The following is a 23893-nucleotide window of genomic DNA, read 5'->3' on the forward strand; positions in this document are numbered from 1 at the left end:
GGTGTCTCCGGTTAGTGGGCGACGGCGGCAGCGCCGTGTTCGTCGATCAGTGCGCCGTTGTAGAAACGGTCCATGGAGAACGGCGCGGCCAGTGGGTGCATTTCGCCCTTGGCCAGGCTCGCGGCGAAGACGTTGCCCGAACCCGGGGTCGCCTTGAAGCCGCCCGTGCCCCAACCGCAGTTGAAGAACATGTTCTTGACCGGGGTCTTGGTGATGATCGGGCAGGCGTCTGGCGAGGTATCCACGATGCCGCCCCACTGACGGTTCATGCGCACGCGCGAGAGGTTGGGGAACATCTCGACGATGGCCTGCAGGGTGTGCTCGATCACCGGGTACGAACCGCGCTGGCCGTAGCCGACCCAGCCGTCGATACCCGCACCGATCACCAGGTCGCCCTTGTCGGACTGGCTGATGTAGCCGTGTACTGCGTTGGACATGATCACGCTGTCGATGATCGGCTTGATCGGCTCGGATACCAGCGCCTGCAGCGGGTGCGATTCCAGCGGCAGTCGGAAACCGGCCAGCTTGGCCATGTGCCCGGAGTTACCGGCAGTGACCACACCGACGCGCTTGGCGCCGATGAAGCCTTTGTTGGTTTCCACACCGATGACCGCGCCGTTTTCCTTGCGGAAACCGATCACTTCGGTCTGCTGGATCAGGTCCACGCCCAGGGCGTCAGCGGCACGGGCATAGCCCCAGGCCACGGCGTCGTGACGAGCCACGCCACCACGGCGCTGAACGGTTGCGCCAAGGATCGGGTAACGGGTGTTCTTCGAGCAATCCAGGTACGGGATTTCAGCCGCAACCTGAGCAGTGTTCAGCAGCTCGCCGTCCACGCCGTTGAGGCGGTTGGCGCTGACGCGGCGCTCGGAGTCACGAATGTCCTGCAGGGTGTGGCACAGGTTGTACACGCCACGCTGGGAGAACATCACGTTGTAGTTGATGTCCTGCGACAGGCCTTCCCACAGTTTCATGGCGTGCTCGTACAGCTGCGCCGACTCGTCCCACAGGTAGTTGGAACGCACGATGGTGGTGTTACGGGCGGTGTTGCCGCCGCCCAGGTAACCTTTCTCGATCACGGCAACGTTGGTGATGCCGTGCTCTTTGGCCAGGTAGTAGGCCGTGGCCAGGCCATGGCCGCCACCGCCAACGATAACCACGTCATAGACCTTTTTAGGGGTCGGCGTGCGCCACATGCGCTGCCAGTTTTCGTGGTGGCTGAGGGAGTGTTTGAAGAGGCCGAAGCCCGAGTAGCGTTGCATGGTCGTTTACTCCACTCAGCGGTAAACAGGGAAGTCTGCGCACAGCGCCGCGACGTTCTTCGCCACATCGGCTTCGACGTCTGCGTCACCGAGGTTGTCGAGGATGTCGCAGATCCAGCCGGCCAGGGCCACGCACTGGGCAACCTTGAAGCCACGGGTGGTGACGGCCGGGGTGCCGATGCGCAGGCCCGAGGTGACGAACGGCGACTGTGGGTCGTTCGGCACGGCGTTCTTGTTGACGGTGATGTGCGCGCGGCCCAGGGCGGCGTCGGCATCTTTACCGGTAAGGCCCTGACGAATCAGGCTGACCAGGAACAGGTGGTTGTCGGTGCCATCGGAAACAACGTCGTAGCCACGGTCGATGAACACCTGGGCCATGGCCTGGGCGTTTTCGATGACCTGCTTCTGGTAGCTCTTGAACTCAGGCTCCAGTGCCTCTTTGAAGCACACTGCCTTGGCGGCGATGACGTGCATCAGCGGACCGCCCTGGGCGCCCGGGAATACAGCGGCGTTCAGCTTTTTCTCGATCTCTTCGTTCGACCTGGCCAGGATCAGGCCGCCACGCGGGCCGCGCAGGGTCTTGTGGGTGGTAGTGGTCACCACATCGGCGAACGGGATCGGGTTCGGGTACAGGCCAGCGGCAACCAGGCCAGCAACGTGGGCCATGTCGACGAACAGCAGCGCACCGACCTTGTCGGCGATGGCGCGGAAGCGTGGGAAGTCGAGGGTCTTGGAGTAGGCCGAGAAACCGGCAACGATCATTTTCGGCTTGTGCTCGACGGCCAGGCGCTCGACTTCGTCGTAGTCGATCAGGCCGGTGTCGGTGTTGATGCCGTATTGAACAGCGTTATACAGCTTGCCCGAGGACGACACCTTGGCGCCGTGGGTCAGGTGGCCACCGTGAGCCAGGCTCATGCCAAGAATGGTGTCACCAGCCTGCAGCAGGGCCAGGTACACAGCACCGTTGGCCGAAGAACCGGAGTGCGGCTGGACGTTGGCGTAGTCGGCACCGAACAGCTGCTTGGCGCGCTCGATGGCCAGGGCTTCTACCTTGTCCACGTGCTCGCAGCCACCGTAGTAGCGCTTGCCTGGGTAGCCTTCGGCGTATTTGTTGGTCAGGCCGCTGCCTTGGGCCTGCATGACGCGCTTGCTGGTGTAGTTCTCCGAGGCGATCAGTTCGATGTGATCTTCCTGGCGCTGTTCTTCGGCATTCATCGCCGCCAGCAGTGCGTCGTCGTAACCCTGGATCTGGTCTTGCTTGCTGAACATCATGTATCTCCCGGCAGCGATCGTTTTTTGTCGTGGGGCACTGTGGCCCTTTGTGGCGATGTTATGACTGGGCGGGGCGAGTCAGATGCCTGCGCACGCCTTGCAATGGCGCGTTTACGACATTGTCTTTGTGTCGCCCATGCCGGCCTCTTCGCGGGCACGCCCGCTCCCACAGTGATTGGCGTGTGCAGGACCATTGTGGGAGCGGGCGTGCCCGCGAAGAGGCCGGCACAGGATGAACAGAAATCAGCCGATGCACGGGTTGTATAGGCAACCGCTGAATCGATGGTTTAGAGTGCTGTTCTGCGTCGTTCACAGGACCGTGTCATGACAGATAAGAGCCAACAATTCGCCAGCGACAACTATTCCGGTATCTGCCCAGAAGCCTGGGCGGCGATGGAAAAGGCCAACCAGGGCCACGACCGCGCCTACGGCGACGATCAGTGGACCGAGCACGCCTCGGAATACTTCCGCAACCTGTTCGAAACCGACTGCGAGGTGTTTTTCGCTTTCAACGGCACCGCCGCCAACTCCCTGGCCCTGGCCTCGCTGTGCCAGAGCTACCACAGCGTGATCTGCTCCGAGACCGCCCACGTCGAAACCGACGAGTGCGGCGCGCCGGAGTTCTTCTCCAACGGTTCCAAACTGCTGACGGCGGCCAGCGTCAACGGCAAGCTGACGCCCGAGTCGATCCGCGAAGTGGCGCTCAAGCGCCAGGACATCCACTACCCCAAGCCGCGCGTGGTGACCATCACCCAGGCTACTGAAGTGGGTACCGTGTACCGCCCCGACGAGCTCAAGGCGATCAGCGCCACGTGCAAGGAGCTGGGCCTGAACCTGCACATGGACGGCGCGCGCTTTACCAATGCCTGCGCATTTCTGGGCTGCAGCCCGGCCGAGCTGACCTGGAAGGCCGGCGTCGATGTACTGTGCTTTGGCGGCACCAAGAACGGCATGGCAGTGGGCGAGGCGATCCTGTTCTTCAACCGCCAGTTGGCCGAAGACTTCGACTACCGCTGCAAGCAGGCCGGGCAACTGGCGTCGAAAATGCGCTTCCTGTCGGCGCCGTGGGTGGGCCTGCTGGAAGATGGCGCCTGGTTGCGCCATGGCAAGCACGCCAACCATTGCGCGCAGTTGCTGGCGTCGTTGGTGAGTGATTTGCCGGGGGTGGAGCTGATGTTCCCGGTGGAGGCCAACGGGGTGTTTCTGCAAATGCCCGAGCATGCGATTGAAGCGCTGCGGGGCAAGGGGTGGCGGTTCTATACCTTTATTGGCAGCGGTGGGGCGCGGTTCATGTGCTCGTGGGATACCGAGGAAGAGCGGGTGCGCGAGCTGGCTGCGGATATCCGCAGCATCATTACTGCCTGACAGATTGCCGGGAGGGCTTTGCCCTCCTTTCGCGACACAAGGCCGCTCCTACAAAGGACCCCGTTGCCGGCCTGGGAATGCGGTCCCTTGTAGGAGCGGCCTTGTGTCGCGATGGGCCGCGAAGCGGCCCCGGCAATCTAAAGCCTGAACCCGCCCATCTGCCGCGCCAGGTCATCTGCCAAGCCACGCAACGCCTGGCACTCCTCACGGCAGCCTTGCACCTCCGCCGCCGTCTCCCGCGCCAGATCGGAAATCCCCTGCACCGTGCGGTTGATCTCCTCGGTCACCGCCGACTGCTCTTCAGTCGCCGTAGCCACCTGGTGGTTCATGTCGCTGATGTGCTCCACCTGGTCGGTAATCGCCCCCAGTGACGCCCCGGTGCGCTGGCTCGATTCCACGCCACTGCCGGTCGCCTGCTGCCCCGCATGCATCGAACTTACCGCTGACCCTGCGCCCTGCTTCAGGCGCTGGATCATCTGCTGCACTTCGTCGGTGGACAGCTGGGTACGCCGTGCCAGCGTGCGCACTTCGTCCGCCACCACGGCAAACCCACGCCCCATCTCCCCTGCCCGCGCCGCTTCAATGGCAGCGTTCAGCGCCAGCAAATTGGTCTGTTCGGAAATACTACGGATCACCGCTAAAACTTCATCGATAGAGGCTACTTCGTCCGCCAACTGGCTAACAGCATCAGCCGCTTTGCCGATGTCGCCCGACATGCCTTCGATGCCCTGAATCGAACGCCGCACCACCTCACGCGCCTGCATGGCCTCATCCCGTGCCGACTGCGAGGCCTGCGCCGCATCCCCGGCATTGCGAGCAATATCCTGCACGGTCAGGCCCATTTCGTGTACGGCAGTGGCAACCATTTCGGTCATTTCCTGTTGCCGCCCTGAGCGCTCGGCGGTGTTGTCCACCACTTGGGTCACTTGCTCAACCGCCCGATGTAGCCTTTCGGAAGTCTGCAACACCTCGCCAATCAGGCTGCGCTGGCTGTCGAGAAAGCGGTTGAAGCCCCGGGCCAGGTCGCCCAGTTCGTCCTGGCGCGTATCATCCAGACGGTGGCTGAGGTCGCCCGCACCGCTGCCAATCTGTACCAGGGCGGCGGTAACGCGGCGGATCGGCCGTACCAGGCCGCGCGCCAGCAGCACCACCAGCAGCAACGACACCAGGGCCACGCCGCCACCGATCAGGCTGGTCAGCCATACCGCCTGATGCATTTGTGCGTAAATTTCCGCTTCCGGCACCTCAGCCACCAGGGTCCAATTGAGGTCGCGCAAAGGCAGGCCAAGTGCCAGATAGCTTTCGCCGTCACGATTGAAGCGGCTGCTGATCAGGCTCACGCCACCGCTCATCACTGCCTTGGCAGCCTCTGCGCCGAGCTGCTCGGTGAGCTGGCGCTTGCCACTGAAGGCTGCGTCCGGGTGCACCTGGATCAAGCCGTCGTTACGCACCAGGAACACCTTGCCATGCTCGCCGAAGCTGAAGTCGTGGATCAATTTCGACAGTTCGGTCATCAGCAGGCCCATGCCGGCCACGCCGACCAGTTGGCCATTCTTCTCCACGCGGTAGTCGATGAACAGCGCCAGCTCACCGGTGGCCCCATCGATATCGATGTTGATCAGGCGCTCGGCGCCGCTGTCGATGTAGCCGTAGAACCACTTGTCTTTGGGGTTGCTGCGGCTGAGGGTGCGGTCCAGTCCATTCTCGTTGTAGTAATGGCCGGTTTCAGTTGAGACGAACAGCGTGGTGAAGGCGTGATTGCGCTGTTTGGCTGCTTGCAGGTATTCGAGAAAATGAGGGGCTTGGGCGGGGTCTTCGCCCGTCGCGAGCCAGTCGCGCAGCAGGGTATTGCCAGCAATGTCCGCAGCCGCCGTGAGTGGCTGGCCGAGCATGCGCTCAATGTCATTGCGAATGGCTTCGATACTGGCTGGCAGAGCAGTGTCGACCAGATAGCGTTCGGTGAGGCGGTTCAGCGCCACGGTGAAGATGATGACCACGACAAGGATGCTCGCCAGCAGGGCGGCGCCCATGCTGGTGATCAATTGCCACTGGATGCTCTTGCGCAAGATACCCATGCCCTACTCCCCGCAACATTATTGTTTTGCGGAAAGTGTATACACTCGCGTATCCAGTTAATCCAGTGATCTGAAGCAATCATATGCACCCTGTGGGAGCGGGTTCACCCGCTCCCACAGGGGACGGTGCAGGATCTTACTGCTCTGCGATGGTCCGAACGATCGCATCCACGGTAGCGTCGATCTGCGCCTGGGTGCGCGCCAGGGTCTGCTGGTGTTCTTTCTGCAGTTCAACCTGTTTGGAGCACAGGTTAAGGGCAGCCAGCACCAGCAGTTTGTCACCGATCAGGGTCGGGTACTGACGCTTGGTTTCGTTCAGGGCGGTGTTGAGCATCCGCACCGCCTGGGCCAGGGTTTCTTCCTGGCCTTCGGGCGCCTTGATCGAATAGTCGATGCCGAGAATCGACACCACATTGACCGGCTGCTCTTGCAATCTCATGCGCCAACAACGCCAGCGCTGGCGCGATCAACCAGGGCCTGCAGGCGGGCGGCGGTGCTGCCGTTCTTCTCTTCCTGCTCCATCAGCGACAGCTGCAGGGTTTCGTTCTCTTCTTTGGCCTGGGCCAGTTGCGTACCAAGGGTGGTGTTCTGCTCGGTGAGTTGAGCGTTTTTCTGCATCAGGTCGCTGACCAGTTGCTCGATTTGATTCAGGGAAGCTTCCAGCATGGGTCTATCTCAGGTTGTTGCGAGGGGCGCACACGATAAAGAAAACTGCGGCCCATCGCCATTAAATATCGGATTCATAAGGTGTCTAACCCGCAGATTGACAGGGTAACCACCCCCTTGTTCCGACCTGGATCAACCGCCGGTCAGGAAAAGGTTAGCCAGCTCACAAAATGAGCGGGTCGCACTCAAGACTGATCAGTCACGACCGATAGCCCGACAAGTCTTGTTTTGTCGCACCTTGCGCACCCTTCCCCCTTGCCTGGACCCTCCCCTCCATGTCTTTACGCAACATGAATATCGCCCCGCGCGCGCTGCTCGGTTTCGCGCTGATCGGCCTGCTGATGCTCGGCCTCGGTACCTTCTCGCTGGTACAAATGGGTAACATCCGCCAGGCCGGCGTGGTCATCGAACAGGTCAGCGTGCCCAGCATCAAGACCCTCGACGAGCTCACCGCGCTGAACCTGCGCATGCGCACCCTCTCCTACCGGCTGCTGCTCAACCGTGAGCCGGAAACCCAGCGCGACACCCTCAACCTGCTAGACCAGCGCAACAGCCAGATCGACCGTGCGCGCCAGGCTTATCTGCCGATGATCAGCGCCGCCGACGAACAGGCCGCGTTCGACGAGTATGGCCAGTTGCTCAACCAATACCGCCAGCTGGAATCGCGCATGCGCACGCTGAGCCAGGCGGACCGCACCGACGAACTGCGCGACCTGCTCAACCGTGACCTGCTGGCCAACTCCGAGCAGATCAACAAGGTCATGGACAACCTGGTGCGCATCAACACCGACCAGACCCGTGCCACCAACGAGAAGGCCGCCAACCAGTACGCCGCGGCATTCGCCTTGGTCATTGGCCTGTTGGTCGCGGCCACCGTGCTGACGTTCGCCTGCGCCTTCCTGCTGACCCGCAGCATCGTCAAGCCGATCGAGGAAGCGCTCAAGAGCGCCGAGCAGGTTGCCGACGGTGACCTGACCCACGTCATCCGTGCCGAAGGCACCGACGAAGCCGCCCGCTTGCTGCGCGCCATGGCCCGTATGCAAGACAAGCTGCGCGACACGCTGCAACTGATCGCCGGCTCCGCGACCCAGCTGGCCTCAGCGGCCGAAGAGCTGAATGCCGTCACCGACGAAAGCGCCCGTGGCTTACAGCAACAGAACAACGAAATCGAACAAGCTGCCACTGCCGTTACGGAAATGACCAGTGCGGTGGAAGAAGTGGCGCGCAATGCCGTGAGCACTTCCGAAGCGTCCAGTGAAGCCAGCCGTTCGACTGGCGACGGTCGTGACCTGGTGATGGAGACCGTAGGCGCCATCGAGCGTATGAGCGGTGATGTGCAGGCCACTGCCAAATTGATCACCCACCTGGCCGAGCAGTCGCGTGATATCGGCAAGGTGCTGGATGTGATCCGCGGCCTGGCCGACCAGACCAACCTGCTGGCACTGAATGCTGCCATCGAAGCGGCGCGTGCGGGTGAAGCGGGCCGTGGTTTTGCCGTGGTGGCGGATGAAGTGCGGGCACTGGCCCATCGCACCCAACAGTCGACCAGCGAGATCGAGCGCATGATCGGCACCATCCAGGGCGGCACCCAGCAAGCAGTGGAGTCGATGCGCACCAGCACCGAACGCGCCGAGTCCACACTGAATATCGCCAAGGGCGCAGGCATGGCGCTGGATACCATTGCCGGGGCAGTGGCGCAGATCAACGAACGTAACCTGGTAATTGCCAGCGCGGCGGAAGAGCAGGCGCAGGTGGCGCGGGAAGTGGACCGCAACCTGGTGAACATCAACGACCTGTCGGTGCAGAGCGCTACCGGGGCGCATCAGACCAGCGCGGCGAGTGCAGAGTTGTCGCGCCTTGCCGTGGACTTGAATGGGTTGGTGGCACGCTTCCGTACCTGACTTCAGAAAACCGGGGCCGCTTTGCGGCCCATTCGCGGGACAAGCCCGCTCCCACAGGTTCTCTACTCAGCCTGAGGCAGCGGGGTACTTGTGGGAGCGGGCTTGTCCCGCGAATGGGCTGCGCAGCAGCCCCCTGCAGTTTCGGATCAGTAATCGATCCGCACATCCCCTTTCGGCACGCTGCAGCACGACAGGATGTAGCCCTCGGCTTCATCCTCTTCAGTAATACCACCGTTGTGATCCATCTCCACTTCGCCGCCCAGCTTGAGCACCTTGCAGGTGCCGCAGATGCCCATGCCGCAGGCTTTCGGGATCATCAGCCCGACCTTGGCAGCCGCCGCGTGCACGGTCTCGCCCGGGGCGATGCGGATGCTCTTCTCGCTGCCGATGAACTCCACCAGATTGAGGTCAGATACATCCAGCTCCGGCGCATCTGCCGCCTGCTCGGCATGTTCCACCGCATCGGCCTTGGCCTCTGGCGGAGTCGCGCCGAACGATTCCTCGTGGTAGTTCTTCATGTCGAAGCCGACCGCTTCGAGCATGCGTTTGACGGCGGTCATGTACGGCGTCGGGCCGCAGCAGAACACCGTGCGCTCCATGTAGTCCGGCGCGATCAGCTCCATCAAACGCTGGTTAAGGTAGCCGCGATAACCCGCCCATGGCTCACCCAGCCCGTGCTTCTCACAGATGATGTGCAGGCTGAAGTTGGGAATGCGCGAGGCCATTTGTTCCAGCTCGCGGTGGTAGATGATGTCCTTCGGCGAACGGGCACTGTGTACGAACACCATGTCGACATTGGCGTTGGTGTCGTAGAACCAGCGCGCCATCGACATGACCGGGGTAATGCCCACGCCGCCCGACAAGTACAGCGCCTTGCCGGCCGGGAAGTCGATGGCGTTGAACAGCCCCACCGGGCCGTGCACCGGCAACTCGGCGCCCTCGTGCATGGTGTCATGCAGAAAGTTCGACACCAGGCCGCCCGGCACGCGCTTGACGGTGATCGAAAAGCTGTAGGGCACCGACGGCGAACTGGAGATGGTGTAGGAACGCATCACCGGCTTGCCTTCGATCTCCAACTCCAGGGTTACGAACTGCCCGGGCTTGAAGAAGAACATGATCGGCTGGTCGGCCATGAAGCAGAAGGTGCGCACATCCCAGGTCTCCTGGATGACCTTGACGCAGCGCACGATGTGGCGGCCGTTGGCCCAGGTCTGGGTGGTGACCGGATTGAGGAAGGTATCGGACATGTTCATCTCCAGCAGCCGACTATCGGGCTTTTTATGGCTTGGATAATGCGCAAGCTGAGGGCGGCGTACATTCCTGCCAGCGACATCGGCGTGCTTATCGCGACCAGCCCCGCACTACAAGGGCTGGCGCGTCGTAATTCACATCGGCCATGTCGCCCATGGATACGGTTCGCGGCAGCTTCGGACGCACACTCCACGGCAAAAGAACCTGCCACTTTTTGTAGGCAGCCTTGCGGCACCAAAACAATGATTAGCCACCTTTTGCCGGCCGCACACGGCCCCGAGGAATACACGATGGACGTCACCGCAACCCTGAGCCTGGGCGATCCACTGGAACCTGCACGCAAGGCCACCGCCGAGATGTTGCAGACCCGCGAGCGAACCTACTCGCTGCCTCAGCCTTTCTACACCGACGAGCGTCTGTTCCAGATCGACATGCAGGAGATCTTCCATAAAGAATGGCTGATCGCCGGCATGACTTGCGAGATTCCGGCGAAAGGCAACTACATCACCCTGCAGATCGGCAAGAACCCGATTCTGGTGGTGCGTGGTACCGAAGGCAAGATTCACGCCTTCCATAACGTCTGCCGCCACCGCGGTTCGCGTTTGTGCGTCAGCGACAAAGGCAAAGTGGCAAAGCTGGTCTGCCATTACCACCAGTGGACGTATGAACTGGACGGCCGCCTGCTGTTCGCCGGCACCGAAATGGGCGCGGACTTCGACATGAAGGAATACGGCCTGAAGCCGGTGAATGTGAAGGTAGCCGGCGGCTACATCTTCATCAGCCTCGCAGAAAACCCACCTGCTATCGACGAGTTCCTGGCCACATTGGACCACTACATGGAACCGTACGACATGGAGAACACCAAGGTGGCGGTGCACACCACCTTGATGGAAAAGGCCAACTGGAAGCTGGTGCTGGAAAACAACCGCGAGTGCTACCACTGCTCCGGCTCACACCCGGAACTGCTGCAAACCCTGCTGGAGTGGGACGACACCAACGACCCGCGCGCCAGCCAGGAATTCAAGGACCACGTGGCCAGTTCCGCTGCCGCCTGGGACGCCGAGAAAATCCCGTACCTGCACAAGAGCCACGGCCTGCGTAACCGTATCGTGCGTATGCCGCTGCTCAAGGGCACGGTGTCGATGACCATGGACGGCAAGCAGGCCTGCCAGAAGCTGATGGGCCGCATCAAGAACCCGGACCTGGGCTCGATGCGCATCCTGCACCTGCCGCACTCGTGGAACCACTGCATGGGCGACCACATCATCGTGTTCACCGTGTGGCCGATCAGTGCGCAAGAAACCATGGTCACCACCAAGTGGCTGGTGCACAAGGATGCTGTGGAAGGCGTGGATTACGACCCGGAGCGCATGCGCAAGGTATGGGACGCCACCAACGACCAGGATCGCCGGTTGGCGGAAGAGAACCAGCGCGGCATCAACTCAACGGCTTACCAGCCTGGGCCGTACTCGAAAACCTACGAGTTTGGTGTTGTGAACTTCATTGACTGGTACAGCCAGCGGGTGCTGGAGAACCTGGGGGCGGAGCCGGCGCCTTATCTGAGGGAAGTGCAGGCGCAGTAGACCATCATCGGTGACCTGGCAGCGCTTCGGACTCAACCGCTTGAGCGCGCCAGGCAAACCGTATGCTCGGAGATCTCCTTATACCTGGACATCATGAGGGACCGGTCGTGGCGACCTGATCCAGTTCGCAGCAGCTACAAATCCTCTGCCTGCGTATGTAAGCCCACGGCCTACGGTAGAGAGCATCTCGTCCAGCATCGTCAAATCCATGAAGGTCTCCCACAATACCCCTGGAGTCTCACGGGGATTAGCCCGCAAGTAGCTGACCACTTCACGTCCTGCGGCAAAATTCCCTGTCAAACCGCCGCTAAAGTTCGTGACCGTATTTCCTAGAGCCAATAGATCCACGGCGTTCTGAACACCTGGGGTCACCCCGTTGGCGGCGGCGACCACCTGCCCTGCTACGCCAAAAGCGCCGGTCATGCTGAACTGCTGGTTCGAAGCTCTGGATAGCGTCGGTAGGTCCTCATGAGGAGCAGGAGAGGAATTCGCCCCGCTGTTAGCCGCCTTGGCCATCCTGTTCCCGACCACATTCTTCATTGTTCGAACGACCGCGCCCGAGAAGGTGGCTCCGCTGGAGAGCAAGCCAACGCCCCTGAGTATGGCGCCCCAGAATGCGCCGCTTGGGTCATGCCGGTTTACCGGATCGCCGCCACAGTAGACGTATCCATTGATGCCGCCCTTGGAAAACGGACTGAGCGAGTCGCATGCCGTGAAGCGCATCAGGGTCGGGCTATAGAAACGACGGCCATTGCCCAACGGATAGTTGCCCGTGTGCGGATCGCGATGCTGTCCACCAAAAGCCAGCGCCCGTGCTGGGCTGGTTTTCCTGAAGCCGTAAGGTGAATAAGCGTGCAGACCTGGCAACACGGAGCGCTGTAGATCTGTCGTCAATAAATGAGTCGCCATAGGTTATCCACAAGTATGAGCTGTCAGGAATACCGTAGCGGGGACTGGAAGGTTAGCCTACTGGCATAAATGTCAGGACGAATGGCTGATCATTTTTTGGTCAAATACAGCAAGGCACCGTAAATGTTGGGCTACAGAAGACTCCCTACACCTTACCCACAGAAACACCAACAGAGTTTGTGAGCAAAACGCGAACGTGCAGCGATTGGGTTGTGGATAAGCGATTCAAGGCCCTGATAATCATGGATCAGAAGACTACCGATTCAATTTGATTGTTTTTTGATCAATTCTTCACAGGCCACGACCTGCGCGGGTTCCAGATAGTATCAAACAGATTATCCACAGAGCAGCCAACAGCAATTGTGGGCAAAACCTGACAGCGCCATCGCTATCTGCTCAGCATCCGTCCAACGCAGACTGATCACTTTATGATCAAAACCCTGTAAGCCTCGCCATATATAGCCCCCAGCCATGCACCAACACTTTATCCACACCTTGGCGAACAGATTCGGTGGGCAATAATTCGAGGACCTGACATTTTTGCCAGTTTCGCTGAAGCGCGCTTCGTGTTTGATTGAGTGCCACTACTATGGCATTAGCAAGAGGTCACTTATGCACAGGCGCCTGACTGGCTCTGTGAAGTGGTTCCATGCGGTAAACGGATTAGGGGTGATCAGGGCTGATGACGGTAGTGGCGACTACTTCGTGGCGCGCAGTGCGATCTTGATACTTGGCAGAGCAACGCTGCAGGAGGGGGAGCGGGTGACCTTCGAGCCGGTGGTGGAGGGCCTGGCCTTTTGGGCCTTCAATGTCATCAGAAGCGCTTGAAACCGGTAGGAGCGGCCCATCGCGGCGCAAGGCCGCTCCTAAACTCGATCGCGTGCGGTCCTAACGCAGCACGCCCTCTTCCACCAGCAGCTTGAGGATGGCCTCGGCGCCTTCCTGGGGCGAAACATCCTTCAGCACCTTGCCGCCACCGCCGCTGGCTTTGGCCGTCGCCGCCTTCATGCGGTCGGCACCGCTCTTGGCCTTGATCACCTTCAGCCGCTTGGGCCGTGGGCGAGCCGGTTGAAGCTCGGCATCGGCCAGCAGTTCATCATCGACAATGGCCACGTTTCGCGCCGCCAACACACCCCGGCGCGCAGGTCCGAAGGCGCTCTGCCGAGGCTTGGGCGCAGCGTTATCCACAGTTGCCAGCAACGGCAGGCGCACCTTCAGCCGGCGCCGCTGACCACGCGGCAGGGCTTGCAATACCTGGGCAGTGCCATTGTCGATCGACTCTACCTCGGCCAACCCCACGATCAACGGCCAGCCAAGTTTTTCGGCCAGCAGGAACGGCAACATGCCCGACCCCTCGCCGGTTTCGGCCTGGCTGCCGGTCAGCACCAGCTGCGCCCCGGCGTCGCGCAGGTAATCGCCCAGCACGGCCAGCACATCGGCACCGGCCGGTTGCTCCAGCACGTCCAGGTGCTCAAGGCCCATGCCCAGGTAAGCACGCAGCGCTTCCTCGTGCGGGTCACCCGCGTGTACCACCTGCAAGTTATCCCCAGCCAGTTGCAAACCCAGTTCCACGGCGCGCGCATCCTGCTCGGCGCGGCGGGCGCGACCGGAGCTTGGGTGGGCACCGATGGAAACCAGGCTGATCACTTTCGTACTCATGCTCGTGCCCTTATGCCGCGTCGCGCTGGCCGCCGCTGCGGTAGTTTTCCACAGCCTCGATCAGTGCCTTGAGAATCGCCGAGCTGTCGCCAATCACCGACAGGTCAGCCCGTTTGATCATGTCGCAGCCTGGGTCCATGTTGATCGCCACCACCTTGTCGCAGGCGCCGATGCCCTGCAGGTGCTGGATTGCGCCCGAGATACCCACTGCCATGTACACGCGCGCGGTGACCCAGGTACCAGTGGCACCGACCTGGCGGTTGCGTGGCATGAAACCGTCGTCCACCGCCACACGCGACGCGCCTTCGGTGGCGCCGAGGGCCGCCGTGGCCTGGTGGTACAAGTCCCAGTCCTTGACCCCGTTACCGCCCGAGACAATGAACTCGGCCTCGGCCATGGCAATGGTCGCCGGGTCCACGGCCACCGAACCCAGGTCTTCGATACGCGACAAGCTGCGCGCCACGCTTGTGGACAACTCCACCGGCAACGCTTCGTGACGGGTTTCGCTGACCGGCTCGGCGCACTCGGCCGCCGCCAGGATCAGGCGTGGCACGGCGCGTTGCAGGTCTTGCTGGCCAGCACCGGCACGGCCGATGCACTGACCGTCCTTGACTTGCCATACCCGCGTCGCCGGGCGTTCGCCCAGCGCGGCGCCCAGGCGCCGGCCCAACTCGCCGCCACCGCTGCGGCTGTCAGGCAGCAGCCAGTGGCGCGGGGTGAACTGGTTATCCACAGCGCGCAGGCCTTGCACCAGCTGCTCCGGCACATACCCCTCGAAGGCTTCGCCCTCGATGACCAGCAGGCGGTCGACGCCGGCTGTGGAAAAGTTGCTTTCCTTGTGCTCGCCAAACACCACCGCCAGCACCGCGCCCTCGCCGCCGGCCAGGCTGTGGGCCAGGCCGAGCAGGTCGCGGTCGTGGCTGCTCAGGCGGCCACCGACCATGTCCGGCACCACGGCAATGTAGAACGCAGGCATAGGCACCTGGTGCAGTGGCAACTTGACTTCGGCTGCCGCCGTGCGCCGCCCGCCCACACCGGTGCCCTGCTGAGCGCCGCTGCGGTCGATGCGCTTGATGCCGGCCGGGCCGACAAAGCCTGCGGCAATCGCATGGGGGTTCTTGCGGATGAGGCCGTTGGGCCCCATCCAGCTGGTCTGTTGCGTCTGCATGGCTGCATGCAGCGGGTGCAGGCGGTTACGGGCGATCCACTCGGCGCGTGGGTCGCGGCGGATAATGTCGCTCATCAGTGCACCTCCGCAGGTTCACGTTTGGCCGTTTGCGGCTTTGCGGCAGCCGGCGCGTCTTCTTCGATCAGTACGTCGGCTACCAGCTCGGCCAGGTCCTTGATCTGCGGGCGCGGTTCGACCACACCCTCGAGCATGGCGGTGCACTGCGGGCAACCCACGGCCACCAGCTCGGCCTCGGTTTCGCGAATGTCGTCCATGCGCATGTCGGGGATACGCTGTTTGCCCGGGATGTCGGTGATCGGCGCGCCGCCGCCACCGCCGCAGCAACGGGAACGGAAGCCCGAGCGCTGCATCTCGCGCACTTCGATGCCCAGCGCCTTGAGCACTTCACGCGGCGCTTCATACTCGCCGTTGTAACGGCCCAGGTAGCACGGGTCGTGGTAGGTGACGCTGCCGCCCTTGTGCTGGCCCAGATTAAGTTTTTTCGCCGCGATCAATTCTGCGATGTATGTGCTGTGGTGCTGCACCTGGTACTCGCCGCCCAATGCGCCGTACTCGTTTTTCAGCACATGGAAGCTGTGCGGGTCGCAGGTGACGATGCGCTGGAACTTGTACTTGGCCAGGGTCTGGATGTTGCGCTTGGCCAATTGCTGGAAGGTCGCTTCGTCGCCCAGGCGACGCGCCACGTCGCCGCTGTCGCGCTCTTCCAGGCCGAGCACGGCAAAGTCCACGCCCGAGGCCTTCAGCACCTTGACGAACGAGCGCAAGGTACGCTGGTTGCGCATGTCGAAAGCACCATCGCCCACCCAGAACAGCACCTCGGTGGTTTTCACCTCCGACAGCAGTTGCAGGTTGAGGTCGGCAGCCCAGTTCATGCGCCCACCCGGGGCGAAGCCGCCCGGGTTGTCGGTAGCGATCAGGTTGTCCAGCACTTCGGCGCCCTTGTTCGGGGTGGCGCCTTTTTCCAGGGTAAGGTGCCGGCGCATGTCGACGATGGCATCGACGTGCTCGATCATCATCGGGCATTCCTCGACGCAGGCGCGGCAGGTGGTGCACGACCACAGCGTTTCGGCGTCGACCAGGCCATTGACGATCGGTTGGTGCGGGTGGCCGCCGTGTTCACCAACCGGCTTGCCAGGGTACGGGCTACCGGCGAACTTGGCGTCGGTGCCACCGGCCAGGCCGATGACCATGTCCTGAATCAGCTTTTTCGGGTTCAGCGGCTGGCCGGCGGCAAAGGCCGGGCACATGGCTTCGCACTTGCCGCACTGTACGCAGGCATCGAAGCCCAGCAGCTGGTTCCAGGTGAAGTCCACCGGCTTTTCCACGCCCAGCGGCGCGTTCGGGTCTTCCAGGTCCAGCGGTTTGAGGCCGGTGGAGCGACCGCCGCCGAAGCGCTCGGCACGGCGGTGCCATGCCAGATGCAGGGCACCGGCGAAGGCGTGCTTCATCGGGCCGCCCCAGGTCATGCCGAAGAACAGCTCCGACACGCCCCACAGCACGCCCAGGCCCAGAACAGCGACCATCACCCAGCCACCGGTGTTGGCAGGCAGGATGCCGGCGACCGGCAGGGTGGCAATAAAGAAGCTCATGGCGAATGCCAGCAGGCTCTTCGGCAGGCGCATCCACGGGCCCTTGGACAGGCGCGCAGGCGGGTTGAGGCGGCGCTTGAAGACAAAGAGGGCGCCGGTGAACATGATCACCGTGGCCACCAGCAAGGCGTAGCCGAGGATTTTGCTCTGCAGGCCGAAGCCGTGCACCAGAATCGCCAAGGCAGCCGACAGCACGAAGCCGCCGGCGGTGGCCACGTGGGTCTTGGACATGTATTTGTCGCGCTCGACCACGTGGTGCAGGTCCACCAGGTAACGGCGCGGCATGGCCAGCAAGCCGCCGATCAGGTCGACCTTGGCGGCCCGGCCACGGCACCACATGCGCACCCGGCGCAGGGCGCCGAGCACTGCCAGGCCTAGGGCCGCGAACAGCAGGATGGGTAGAAGGGTGTTCAACATGGGAGGCTCCCACAACAACGGTTGCAAGGGGTTCAGGCCCCTGGAATCCTGCACCGGCCCTGTGGGAGCGGGCGTGCCCGCGAATGCGTCAGATCAGACAACTCTGTTGTTCATGCTGACGCTTTCGCGGGCGCGCCCGCTCCCACAGGGGCCGGTGTGTGCCGACAGTGCGATCAGAAGTCCTTGCAAAGGCGCAAGGCGTCGTAGATCGCCGCATGCACGTTGCGCTGGGCCACGCAGTCGCCGATGCGGTACAGCAGGTAGCCCTCGCCCGGCTGGCTGAGGATCGGCTGTGGCTTGATGGCGAACAGCGCCTCCACGTCGATCTGGCCCTTGTTGCGCGAGCCTTCCTTGAACGCGTAGTAGAGCTCTTCGTCAGGGCGCACACCGTTCTCGATCACCACCTGGTCGACTACGCGCTCTTCTTTCGCACCGGTGTATTCGTTTTCCAGCACCGCCACCAGCTTGTCGCCTTCGCGGTAGACCTTTTCCAGCATCATGTCGCCGGTCATGATCACTTCTTTCGGGTACATGCTGCGGTAGTAAGTCGGGAAGGTAGTACCGCCCATGGCCACGCCCGGCTTGATGTCGTCGGTCACGATCTCGACCTGGCTGCCCTTGTCGGCGATGAAGTCGGCCGTGGACATGCCGGTGAATTCACAGATGGTGTCGTACACCAGCACGTTCTTGCCCGGCGCGACCTTGCCGTCGAGCACGTCCCAGCTGCTGACCACCAGCCCCTCGGCAGCGCCCCAGTGCTCGTTCTGCTCAACGAACGGATGGCCGCCCACTGCCAGCACGATCACATCGGGGCGCAGGTCCTGGATGGTCTCCACGTCAGCGGCAGTGCCCAGGCGCAGGTCGACCTTCAGCCGCGCCAGCTCCAGTTGGTACCAGCGGGTGATACCGGCAATCTGGTCACGCTGCGGGGCCTTGGCGGCGATAGTGATCTGCCCGCCGATCTGGTCTTTTTTCTCGAACAAGGTCACGTCGTGGCCACGTTCGGCAGCCACGCGGGCCGCTTCCATGCCGGCCGGGCCGGCACCAACCACCACTACCTTGCGTTTGACGCCGGTAGTCTTCTCGATGATGTGCGGCACGCCCATGTATTCACGGGAGGTCGCGGCGTTCTGGATGCACAGCACATCCAGGCCCTGGTACTGGCGGTCGATGCAGTAGTTGGCACCGACGCACTGCTTGATCTGGTCGATCTGGCCCATCTTGATCTTGGCGATCAGGTGCGGGTCGGCCATGTGCGCACGGGTCATGCCGACCATGTCCACGTAGCCGCCTTCGAGAATACGCGTGGCCTGGTTCGGGTCCTTGATGTTCTGCGCGTGCAGCACAGGGACCTTGACCACTTCCTTGATGCCGGCCGCCAGGTGCAGGAACGGCTCCGGCGGGTAGCTCATGTTGGGGATGACGTTGGCCAGGGTGTTGTGGGTGTCACAACCCGAGCCGACCACGCCGATGAAGTCGAGCATGCCGGTGGCGTCGTAGTAGGCGGCGATCTGTTTCATGTCCTCGTGGCTGAGGCCATCGGGGTGGAACTCGTCACCACAGATACGCATGCCCACGCAGAAGTCGTCACCCACCTCGGCACGAACGGCCTTCAGCACTTCCATACCGAACTTCATACGGCCTTCGAAGCTGCCGCCCCACTCGTCGGTACGCTTGTTGACCCGCGGGCTCCAGAACTGGTCGATCATGTGCTGGTGCACCGCCGACAGTTCGACGCCGTCCAGGCCGCCCTCTTTGGCCCGACGCGCGGCTTGCGCGTAGTTGCCGATGACACGCCAGATCTCTTCCACCTCGATGGTTTTGCAGGTGGCGCGGTGCACCGGTTCACGGATACCCGACGGCGACATCAGGGTCGGCCAGTTGAAGCCGTCCCAGCGCGAGCGCCGGCCCATGTGGGTAATCTGGATCATGATCTTGGCGCCATGCTTGTGCATGGCGTCGGCCAGGTTCTGGAAGTGCGGGATGATGCGGTCGGTCGACAGGTTGACCGACGCCCACCACTCCTGCGGGCTGTCGATGGCGACGACAGACGAGCCGCCGCAGATCGCCAGGCCGATGCCGCCCTTGGCCTTCTCTTCGTAGTACTTCACGTAGCGGTCGGTCGTCATGCCGCCGTCAGTGGCGTAGACCTCGGCGTGCGCGGTGCTGAGCACACGGTTGCGGATGGTCAGTTTGCCGATCTGGATCGGCTGGAACATTGCTTCGAATGCCATGACGCTATCTCCGGCTTACAACGGCTTTGTAACGAACAGGCCATCTTCGTGGCCTTCTTCCGACCCGCCGTAGACCTGTTCGGCCACGGTGCGGATCGAGCTGCCGCGGGCAGCGAGAATCTGGTCCATCGCGCCGGCGAACCAGCCGGTGAACATGTAGTCGACCTTGCGGCCAACCTTGCCGTACACGTACACGAAGGCGGAATGCTTGAGCTTGACGCTGCAGGTGCCTTTGTCCAGGTCGATGTCCTGGATTTCGAACAGGCCCCAGCCACGCTGGGACAGGCGCTTCATGTAGTGCTCGAACACCGCCACGCCTTCCAGGCCATGGCACTCGGCTTCTTTTTCACACCAGTGCCAGGCGGACTTGTAGCCGGCCTTGTAGAGGATCTCGGCATAGGCGTCGGCGCCCAGCACTTCCTCGATGCCAATGTGGTTGTTGACGAAGAAATGGCGCGGCACATACAGCATCGGCAAGGCGTCGCTGGTCCAGACACCGGTCTCGCTGTCGACTTCGATTGGCAATTGCGGGGCGATCTTGGCCATGGAAACTGAACTCCAGAAAAATTTTTATTTAGGTGCCCCGGCGTTGCTGGCAGGGGCTATCAGGCTTGGAGAGCGGCTTATTCGCCCCAGACGTCCTTGAGGACGTTGACCCAGTTCTCGCCCATGATCTTGCGCACCACGCGCTCGGAATGGCCGCGCTTGAGCAAGGTTTCGGTGAGGTTGGGGAATTCGCCCACGGTGCGGATGCCCAGCGGGTTGATGATCTTGCCGAAGCTGGTCAGGCGACGGGCATAGCCCTTGTCGTGGGTCAGGTACTCGAAGAAGTCCTGGCCGTGGCCCTGGGTGAAGTCGGTGCCGATACCGATGGCGTCTTCACCAACGATGTTCATGGTGTATTCGATGGCTTCGGCGTAGTCGTCGATAGTCGAGTCGATGCCCTTGGCCAGGAACGGTGCGAACATGGTCACACCGACAAAGCCGCCGTGGTCGGCGATGAACTTCAGCTCTTCGTCCGACTTGTTGCGCGGGTGCTCTTTCAGGCCCGACGGCAGGCAGTGGGAGTAGCACACCGGTTTTTTCGATTCGAGGATGACTTCTTCGGAAGTCTTGGAGCCGACATGGGACAGGTCGCACATGATGCCGACGCGGTTCATTTCCGCCACGATCTCGCGGCCGAAACCGGACAGGCCGCCGTCACGCTCGTAGCAACCGGTGCCCACCAGGTTCTGGGTGTTGTAGCACATCTGCACGATGCCCACGCCCAGCTGCTTGAACACATCGACGTAGGCAATCTGATCTTCAAAGGCATGGGCGTTCTGGAAGCCGAACAGGATGCCGGTCTTGCCCAGTTCCTTGGCCTTGCGGATGTCGGCGGTGGTGCGTACCGGCATGACCAGGTCGCTGTTGTCGCGGATGAGCTTCTGGCTGGCGGCGATCTGGTCGACCGTGGCCTTGAAGCCTTCCCAAACCGACACCGTGCAGTTGGCCGCAGTCAGCCCGCCTTTGCGCATGTCTTCGAACAGCTCGCGGTTCCATTTGGCAATGATCAGGCCGTCGATGACGATGCTGTCGGCGTGAAGTTCGGCTGGGCTCATCAGGCTGTCCCCTTTTATTGAATGGTTGGCGCCAAACCTTGTGCCGGCGCTTTGGGGCCAGCATATGCCTGTGCCCAAAGGCGCCCCGATGCAAAAACGACAGGGGGTTTGCCGAAAGCGTCAATGCGCGACAACACGGCCTCTGGCACGCTGGTTGGCGATGAGAGACAGTCTCGATAACGACGTTTCTGGCTGGTTTATGAACATTTGGACAGGTAGCTACCGCCGCGCCTTCGTCTGAGCGAGAATCCCTGCGATTCGTCAGCCTGTTGAGGAGATAAGGGATGAAATCATTGGCATGGCTGGTACTGCTGGCCGTTGTATCGGGCGCGCAGGCCGGCGAGGAAGAAAGCACCCCGTGCGACAACGTCGAGACCGACCAGCAGACTTACGCCTGCGCGGCTTACAACAAACAGACCGCCGAGCGCGAACTGAAAGCGGCGTATGACGACCTGATCCAGCGCATCCGCGATCAGTATGCCGACGAGGGTGACCAGGCCACCGCGTTGGTCGGGCGCATGGACGCGGCCGAGAAGCTGTGGACGCAGCTGCGCGATGCTGATTGCAAGGTCGAGACCTATGCCGAGAAGCCCGGCAGCAAAGCGTTCCAGGCGGCGTGGGATACCTGCGTGGCGCAGCGCAGTGATGACCGCTCGGAGTATTTGCAGAGCATTGGCCAGCAGTAAACCTGTACCGGCCTCTTCGCGGGCGCGCCCGCTCCCACAGGGACCGCGCTGGTCGTGAGTAATGCGCAGTACCTGTGGGAGCGGGCGTGCCCGCGAAGAGGCCAGCACAGGCAAAACTACACAGCTCTGGCCAAACGATCCTCCCGCGGGCAACGCTGGTATCGGGCCCGATAACAGCGGGTAAAATACGAAGCCGATTCAAACCCGCACGCCACCCCCACCTCCAGCACACTCATGTCGGTCTGGCGCAACAACTGCCTGGCTTTATCCAGCCGCAGTCGCAAATAGAAGCCACTGGGCGTGTCCTCCAGATGCACACGAAACAACCGCTCCAGCTGCCGTCGGGTCACCTGTACCCCTTCGGCCAGCACCTGGGTATTAAGCGGCTGTTCGGTATTGCGCTCCATTTCGCCAATCACCTTCACCAGTTTCTTGTTGCTGATGCCATAACGGCTGGCGATCTGCATGCGCTGGTGGTCCTGTCGCTGGCGGATACGGCCAAGCACGAACTGCTCCGACACCTGCACCGCCAGCTCACTACCATGCGCCTGGGCAATCAGGTCAAGCATCAAGTCGATCGACGCCGTACCGCCAGCGCAGGTAATGCGCCGCCGGTCGATCTCGAACAGCTCCTGGGTGGCCTGCAGGCTCGGGTAGTTTTCCTTGAACGCCTCCAGTGCCTCCCAGTGCACGGTGGCGCGGTGGCCGTCGAGCAGGCCGGCCTGCGCCAATACCACCGCGCCGGTGTCGATGCCGCCCAGAATCACCCCTTCATGATCCAGCCGGCGTAACGCCTGCTGCAGCGCCGGACCAAAACAGGCCAGTGGTTCGAAACCGGCCACGATCAACAGAATGCCACAGGGCCCACCCGCCGCCAGCGCCGCATCGGCGTTCACCGACATGCCATTACTGGCCTGCACCGCGCCGCCATCCAGGCTCAGTACCTGCCAGCGGTACGACGGGCCTTTGAAGCGGTTGGCTACCCGCAGCGGCTCCAGGGCACTGATGAAGCCCATGGCCGAGAACCCGGGCAACAGCAGGAAATGAATGATTTGCGGCATTGCATGCTCCACGGCAAAGGTGGTCGCCTCCGTGCAAGTGTTGGTCGCCAGGGTGCGATTCCCCACCCTGCCGCCAGCGTAGCGTATCCACACGGTCCGCAGAGACCGCCCCCCAATAACAATATGCACTGCCGATGGAGAGCCACCATGCACAGCTTGATCCGCCGCAGCCTGTTGACCCTTGCCCTGAGCAGCCTCGCCTCTTCCCCGCTTTATGCCGCCGAGCCCGCGGCCTGCAAGAACGTCCGCCTGGGCGTGGTCAACTGGACCGACGTCATCGCCACCAGCGCCATGGCCCAGGTGCTACTCGACGGGCTGGGCTACCAGACCAAACAGACCAGCGCCTCACAGCAGATCATCTTTGCCGGCATCCGCGACAAACGCCTGGACATGTTCCTCGGTTACTGGAACCCGATCATGACCCAGACCATTACCCCGTTCGTCGACGGCAAACAGGTCAAGGTGCTCGACAAGCCCAGCCTGGAAGATGCCCGCGCCACACTGGCAGTGCCCAGGTACCTGGCTGACAAGGGTTTGAAGACCTTTGCCGACATCCACAAGTTCGAAAAGGAACTGGGCGGGAAAATCTACGGCATCGAGCCGGGCTCCGGCGCCAACACCCAAATCAAGGCAATGATCACCAAGAACCAGTTCGGCCTGGGCAAGTTCCAGCTGGTCGAGTCCAGCGAGGCCGGCATGCTCGCCGCCGTCGACCGTGCGGTACGGCGCAAAGAGGCCGTGGTGTTCTTCGGTTGGGCGCCACACCCGATGAACGTGAACATCGACATGGCCTACCTGGGCGACAGCCAGGACGCCCTGGGGCCTGACGAAGGGCGTGCGACGGTATGGACTGTGACCGCGCCCGACTATGCCGAACGCTGCCCCAATGCCCACCGCCTGCTGGCCAACCTGAACTTCAGCGCCGAGGACGAGAGCCGCATGATGCAGCCGCTGCTCGATCACAAGGACGCGCTGGAGTCGGCCCGCCAGTGGCTCAAGGATCACCCCGAGGACAAGGCCCGCTGGCTTGAAGGTGTGACCACCTTCGATGGCAAGCCGGCTGCGGACAACCTCAAGCTCACCGCCAACTGATCCGGCCCTATCGCGAGCAAGCTCGCTCCTACAGGTTACGCGCACGCCAGGGGCCATCAGGTCCCCTGTAGGAGCGAGCTT

Annotated in this window: 20 protein-coding genes; 6 read left to right on the plus strand and 14 right to left on the minus strand. The window is 62.2% G+C overall.

Annotated features, from left to right (window positions below):
• Positions 1 to 11: 11 nt before the first annotated feature.
• Together P0Y58_00620 and P0Y58_00625 are read right to left on the minus strand one after the other, a co-directional pair.
• Positions 12 to 1262, minus strand: coding sequence for a sarcosine oxidase subunit beta family protein (locus tag P0Y58_00620; protein WEK30727.1), 1251 nt, complete (start codon positions 1260 to 1262; stop codon positions 12 to 14).
• A 15-nt stretch (positions 1263 to 1277) separates the two neighbouring features.
• The gene (locus tag P0Y58_00625; protein ID WEK30728.1) at positions 1278 to 2531 is read right to left on the minus strand and encodes a serine hydroxymethyltransferase; all 1254 of its coding nucleotides are present in this window, start codon (positions 2529 to 2531) and stop codon (positions 1278 to 1280) included.
• A 327-nt stretch (positions 2532 to 2858) separates the two neighbouring features.
• Between P0Y58_00625 and P0Y58_00630 the strand changes: the two genes are divergently transcribed.
• Positions 2859 to 3899 (plus strand): low specificity L-threonine aldolase, encoded by a 1041-nt coding sequence (locus P0Y58_00630; protein ID WEK30729.1) that lies wholly within the window; start codon positions 2859 to 2861, stop codon positions 3897 to 3899.
• 137 nt (positions 3900 to 4036) lie between these two features.
• On the opposite strand, the gene mcpH is transcribed toward P0Y58_00630, so the two are convergent.
• The 3 genes from mcpH to P0Y58_00645 all read right to left on the minus strand — a co-directional run bounded on the left by mcpH (position 4037) and on the right by P0Y58_00645 (position 6640).
• Positions 4037 to 5974 (minus strand): methyl-accepting chemotaxis protein McpH, encoded by a 1938-nt coding sequence (gene mcpH / locus P0Y58_00635; protein ID WEK30730.1) that lies wholly within the window; start codon positions 5972 to 5974, stop codon positions 4037 to 4039.
• Between the two features lie 136 nt (positions 5975 to 6110).
• Positions 6111 to 6413, minus strand: a complete 303-nt coding sequence (locus tag P0Y58_00640) for a cell division protein ZapA (GenBank protein WEK30731.1) — start codon at positions 6411 to 6413, stop codon at positions 6111 to 6113.
• Positions 6410 to 6640 carry a hypothetical protein gene (locus P0Y58_00645; protein ID WEK30732.1) on the minus strand — a complete coding sequence of 77 codons (231 nt, stop codon included), beginning with the start codon at positions 6638 to 6640 and terminating at the stop codon, positions 6410 to 6412. The genes P0Y58_00640 and P0Y58_00645 overlap by 4 nt, the downstream gene beginning before the upstream one ends.
• 275 nt (positions 6641 to 6915) lie before the next feature.
• Here P0Y58_00645 and P0Y58_00650 point away from each other — a divergent pair, with 275 nt between their 5' ends.
• Entirely contained in the window at positions 6916 to 8541 is a 1626-nt protein-coding gene (locus P0Y58_00650; GenBank protein ID WEK30733.1) for a methyl-accepting chemotaxis protein, read from the plus strand.
• A gap of 146 nt (positions 8542 to 8687) precedes the next feature.
• Here P0Y58_00650 and gbcB read toward each other — a convergent pair whose 3' ends face one another.
• Positions 8688 to 9788: a glycine-betaine demethylase subunit GbcB gene (gbcB, locus tag P0Y58_00655; protein WEK30734.1), complete on the minus strand. Its 1101-nt coding sequence runs from the start codon at positions 9786 to 9788 to the stop codon at positions 8688 to 8690.
• A 294-nt stretch (positions 9789 to 10082) separates the two neighbouring features.
• On the opposite strand from gbcB, the gene gbcA reads away from it, so the two are divergent.
• On the plus strand, positions 10083 to 11375 hold the full coding sequence (gbcA, locus tag P0Y58_00660; protein ID WEK30735.1) for a glycine-betaine demethylase subunit GbcA: 1293 nt from the start codon (positions 10083 to 10085) through the stop codon (positions 11373 to 11375).
• 78 nt (positions 11376 to 11453) lie between these two features.
• Here the strand turns inward: gbcA and P0Y58_00665 are convergent, their stop codons facing one another.
• The gene (locus P0Y58_00665; protein WEK30736.1) at positions 11454 to 12284 is read right to left on the minus strand and encodes an RHS repeat-associated core domain-containing protein; all 831 of its coding nucleotides are present in this window, start codon (positions 12282 to 12284) and stop codon (positions 11454 to 11456) included.
• Between the two features lie 612 nt (positions 12285 to 12896).
• Between P0Y58_00665 and P0Y58_00670 the strand changes: the two genes are divergently transcribed.
• Positions 12897 to 13112, plus strand: coding sequence for a cold shock domain-containing protein (locus P0Y58_00670; protein ID WEK30737.1), 216 nt, complete (start codon positions 12897 to 12899; stop codon positions 13110 to 13112).
• A 60-nt stretch (positions 13113 to 13172) separates the two neighbouring features.
• Here P0Y58_00670 and P0Y58_00675 read toward each other — a convergent pair whose 3' ends face one another.
• The 6 genes from P0Y58_00675 to P0Y58_00700 form a co-directional block, all read right to left on the minus strand.
• Entirely contained in the window at positions 13173 to 13943 is a 771-nt protein-coding gene (locus tag P0Y58_00675) for an electron transfer flavoprotein subunit beta (protein ID WEK30738.1), read from the minus strand.
• Positions 13944 to 13953: 10 nt separating this feature from the next.
• Positions 13954 to 15186 (minus strand): electron transfer flavoprotein subunit alpha/FixB family protein, encoded by a 1233-nt coding sequence (locus P0Y58_00680; protein ID WEK30739.1) that lies wholly within the window; start codon positions 15184 to 15186, stop codon positions 13954 to 13956.
• Positions 15186 to 17138: a dimethylglycine demethylation protein DgcB gene (gene dgcB / locus P0Y58_00685; GenBank protein WEK30740.1), complete on the minus strand. Its 1953-nt coding sequence runs from the start codon at positions 17136 to 17138 to the stop codon at positions 15186 to 15188. Before dgcB ends, P0Y58_00680 begins: the two co-directional genes overlap by 1 nt.
• A 173-nt stretch (positions 17139 to 17311) precedes the next feature.
• Positions 17312 to 19372 carry a dimethylglycine demethylation protein DgcA gene (dgcA, locus tag P0Y58_00690; protein ID WEK30741.1) on the minus strand — a complete coding sequence of 687 codons (2061 nt, stop codon included), beginning with the start codon at positions 19370 to 19372 and terminating at the stop codon, positions 17312 to 17314.
• 15 nt (positions 19373 to 19387) lie between these two features.
• Positions 19388 to 19918, minus strand: a complete 531-nt coding sequence (locus tag P0Y58_00695) for a DUF5943 domain-containing protein (protein ID WEK30742.1) — start codon at positions 19916 to 19918, stop codon at positions 19388 to 19390.
• A 77-nt stretch (positions 19919 to 19995) separates the two neighbouring features.
• The gene (locus P0Y58_00700; protein ID WEK30743.1) at positions 19996 to 20973 is read right to left on the minus strand and encodes a dipeptidase; all 978 of its coding nucleotides are present in this window, start codon (positions 20971 to 20973) and stop codon (positions 19996 to 19998) included.
• Between the two features lie 284 nt (positions 20974 to 21257).
• On the opposite strand from P0Y58_00700, the gene P0Y58_00705 reads away from it, so the two are divergent.
• The gene (locus P0Y58_00705; protein WEK30744.1) at positions 21258 to 21659 is read left to right on the plus strand and encodes a DUF1311 domain-containing protein; all 402 of its coding nucleotides are present in this window, start codon (positions 21258 to 21260) and stop codon (positions 21657 to 21659) included.
• 116 nt (positions 21660 to 21775) lie between these two features.
• Here P0Y58_00705 and P0Y58_00710 read toward each other — a convergent pair whose 3' ends face one another.
• On the minus strand, positions 21776 to 22720 hold the full coding sequence (locus P0Y58_00710; protein WEK30745.1) for a GlxA family transcriptional regulator: 945 nt from the start codon (positions 22718 to 22720) through the stop codon (positions 21776 to 21778).
• A 147-nt stretch (positions 22721 to 22867) separates the two neighbouring features.
• Between P0Y58_00710 and choX the strand changes: the two genes are divergently transcribed.
• Positions 22868 to 23812, plus strand: a complete 945-nt coding sequence (gene choX, locus P0Y58_00715) for a choline ABC transporter substrate-binding protein (GenBank protein ID WEK30746.1) — start codon at positions 22868 to 22870, stop codon at positions 23810 to 23812.
• Positions 23813 to 23893 lie beyond the last annotated feature (81 nt).

Source organism: Candidatus Pseudomonas phytovorans (assembly GCA_029202525.1).
Lineage (GTDB): Bacteria > Pseudomonadota > Gammaproteobacteria > Pseudomonadales > Pseudomonadaceae > Aquipseudomonas > Aquipseudomonas phytovorans.

Bases quoted from the DNA above. Each gene is read 5' to 3' on its own strand.
- P0Y58_00620 (WEK30727.1), bottom strand. From the start codon at position 1,262: ATGCAACGCTACTCGGGCTTCGGCCTCTTCAAACACTCCCTCAGCCAC.
- P0Y58_00625 (WEK30728.1), bottom strand. From the start codon at position 2,531: ATGTTCAGCAAGCAAGACCAGATCCAGGGTTACGACGACGCACTGCTG.
- P0Y58_00630 (WEK30729.1), top strand. From the start codon at position 2,859: ATGACAGATAAGAGCCAACAATTCGCCAGCGACAACTATTCCGGTATC.
- mcpH (WEK30730.1), bottom strand. From the start codon at position 5,974: ATGGGTATCTTGCGCAAGAGCATCCAGTGGCAATTGATCACCAGCATG.
- P0Y58_00640 (WEK30731.1), bottom strand. From the start codon at position 6,413: ATGAGATTGCAAGAGCAGCCGGTCAATGTGGTGTCGATTCTCGGCATC.
- P0Y58_00645 (WEK30732.1), bottom strand. From the start codon at position 6,640: ATGCTGGAAGCTTCCCTGAATCAAATCGAGCAACTGGTCAGCGACCTG.
- P0Y58_00650 (WEK30733.1), top strand. From the start codon at position 6,916: ATGTCTTTACGCAACATGAATATCGCCCCGCGCGCGCTGCTCGGTTTC.
- gbcB (WEK30734.1), bottom strand. From the start codon at position 9,788: ATGTCCGATACCTTCCTCAATCCGGTCACCACCCAGACCTGGGCCAAC.
- gbcA (WEK30735.1), top strand. From the start codon at position 10,083: ATGGACGTCACCGCAACCCTGAGCCTGGGCGATCCACTGGAACCTGCA.
- P0Y58_00665 (WEK30736.1), bottom strand. From the start codon at position 12,284: ATGGCGACTCATTTATTGACGACAGATCTACAGCGCTCCGTGTTGCCA.
- P0Y58_00670 (WEK30737.1), top strand. From the start codon at position 12,897: ATGCACAGGCGCCTGACTGGCTCTGTGAAGTGGTTCCATGCGGTAAAC.
- P0Y58_00675 (WEK30738.1), bottom strand. From the start codon at position 13,943: ATGAGTACGAAAGTGATCAGCCTGGTTTCCATCGGTGCCCACCCAAGC.
- P0Y58_00680 (WEK30739.1), bottom strand. From the start codon at position 15,186: ATGAGCGACATTATCCGCCGCGACCCACGCGCCGAGTGGATCGCCCGT.
- dgcB (WEK30740.1), bottom strand. From the start codon at position 17,138: ATGTTGAACACCCTTCTACCCATCCTGCTGTTCGCGGCCCTAGGCCTG.
- dgcA (WEK30741.1), bottom strand. From the start codon at position 19,372: ATGGCATTCGAAGCAATGTTCCAGCCGATCCAGATCGGCAAACTGACC.
- P0Y58_00695 (WEK30742.1), bottom strand. From the start codon at position 19,918: ATGGCCAAGATCGCCCCGCAATTGCCAATCGAAGTCGACAGCGAGACC.
- P0Y58_00700 (WEK30743.1), bottom strand. From the start codon at position 20,973: ATGAGCCCAGCCGAACTTCACGCCGACAGCATCGTCATCGACGGCCTG.
- P0Y58_00705 (WEK30744.1), top strand. From the start codon at position 21,258: ATGAAATCATTGGCATGGCTGGTACTGCTGGCCGTTGTATCGGGCGCG.
- P0Y58_00710 (WEK30745.1), bottom strand. From the start codon at position 22,720: ATGCCGCAAATCATTCATTTCCTGCTGTTGCCCGGGTTCTCGGCCATG.
- choX (WEK30746.1), top strand. From the start codon at position 22,868: ATGCACAGCTTGATCCGCCGCAGCCTGTTGACCCTTGCCCTGAGCAGC.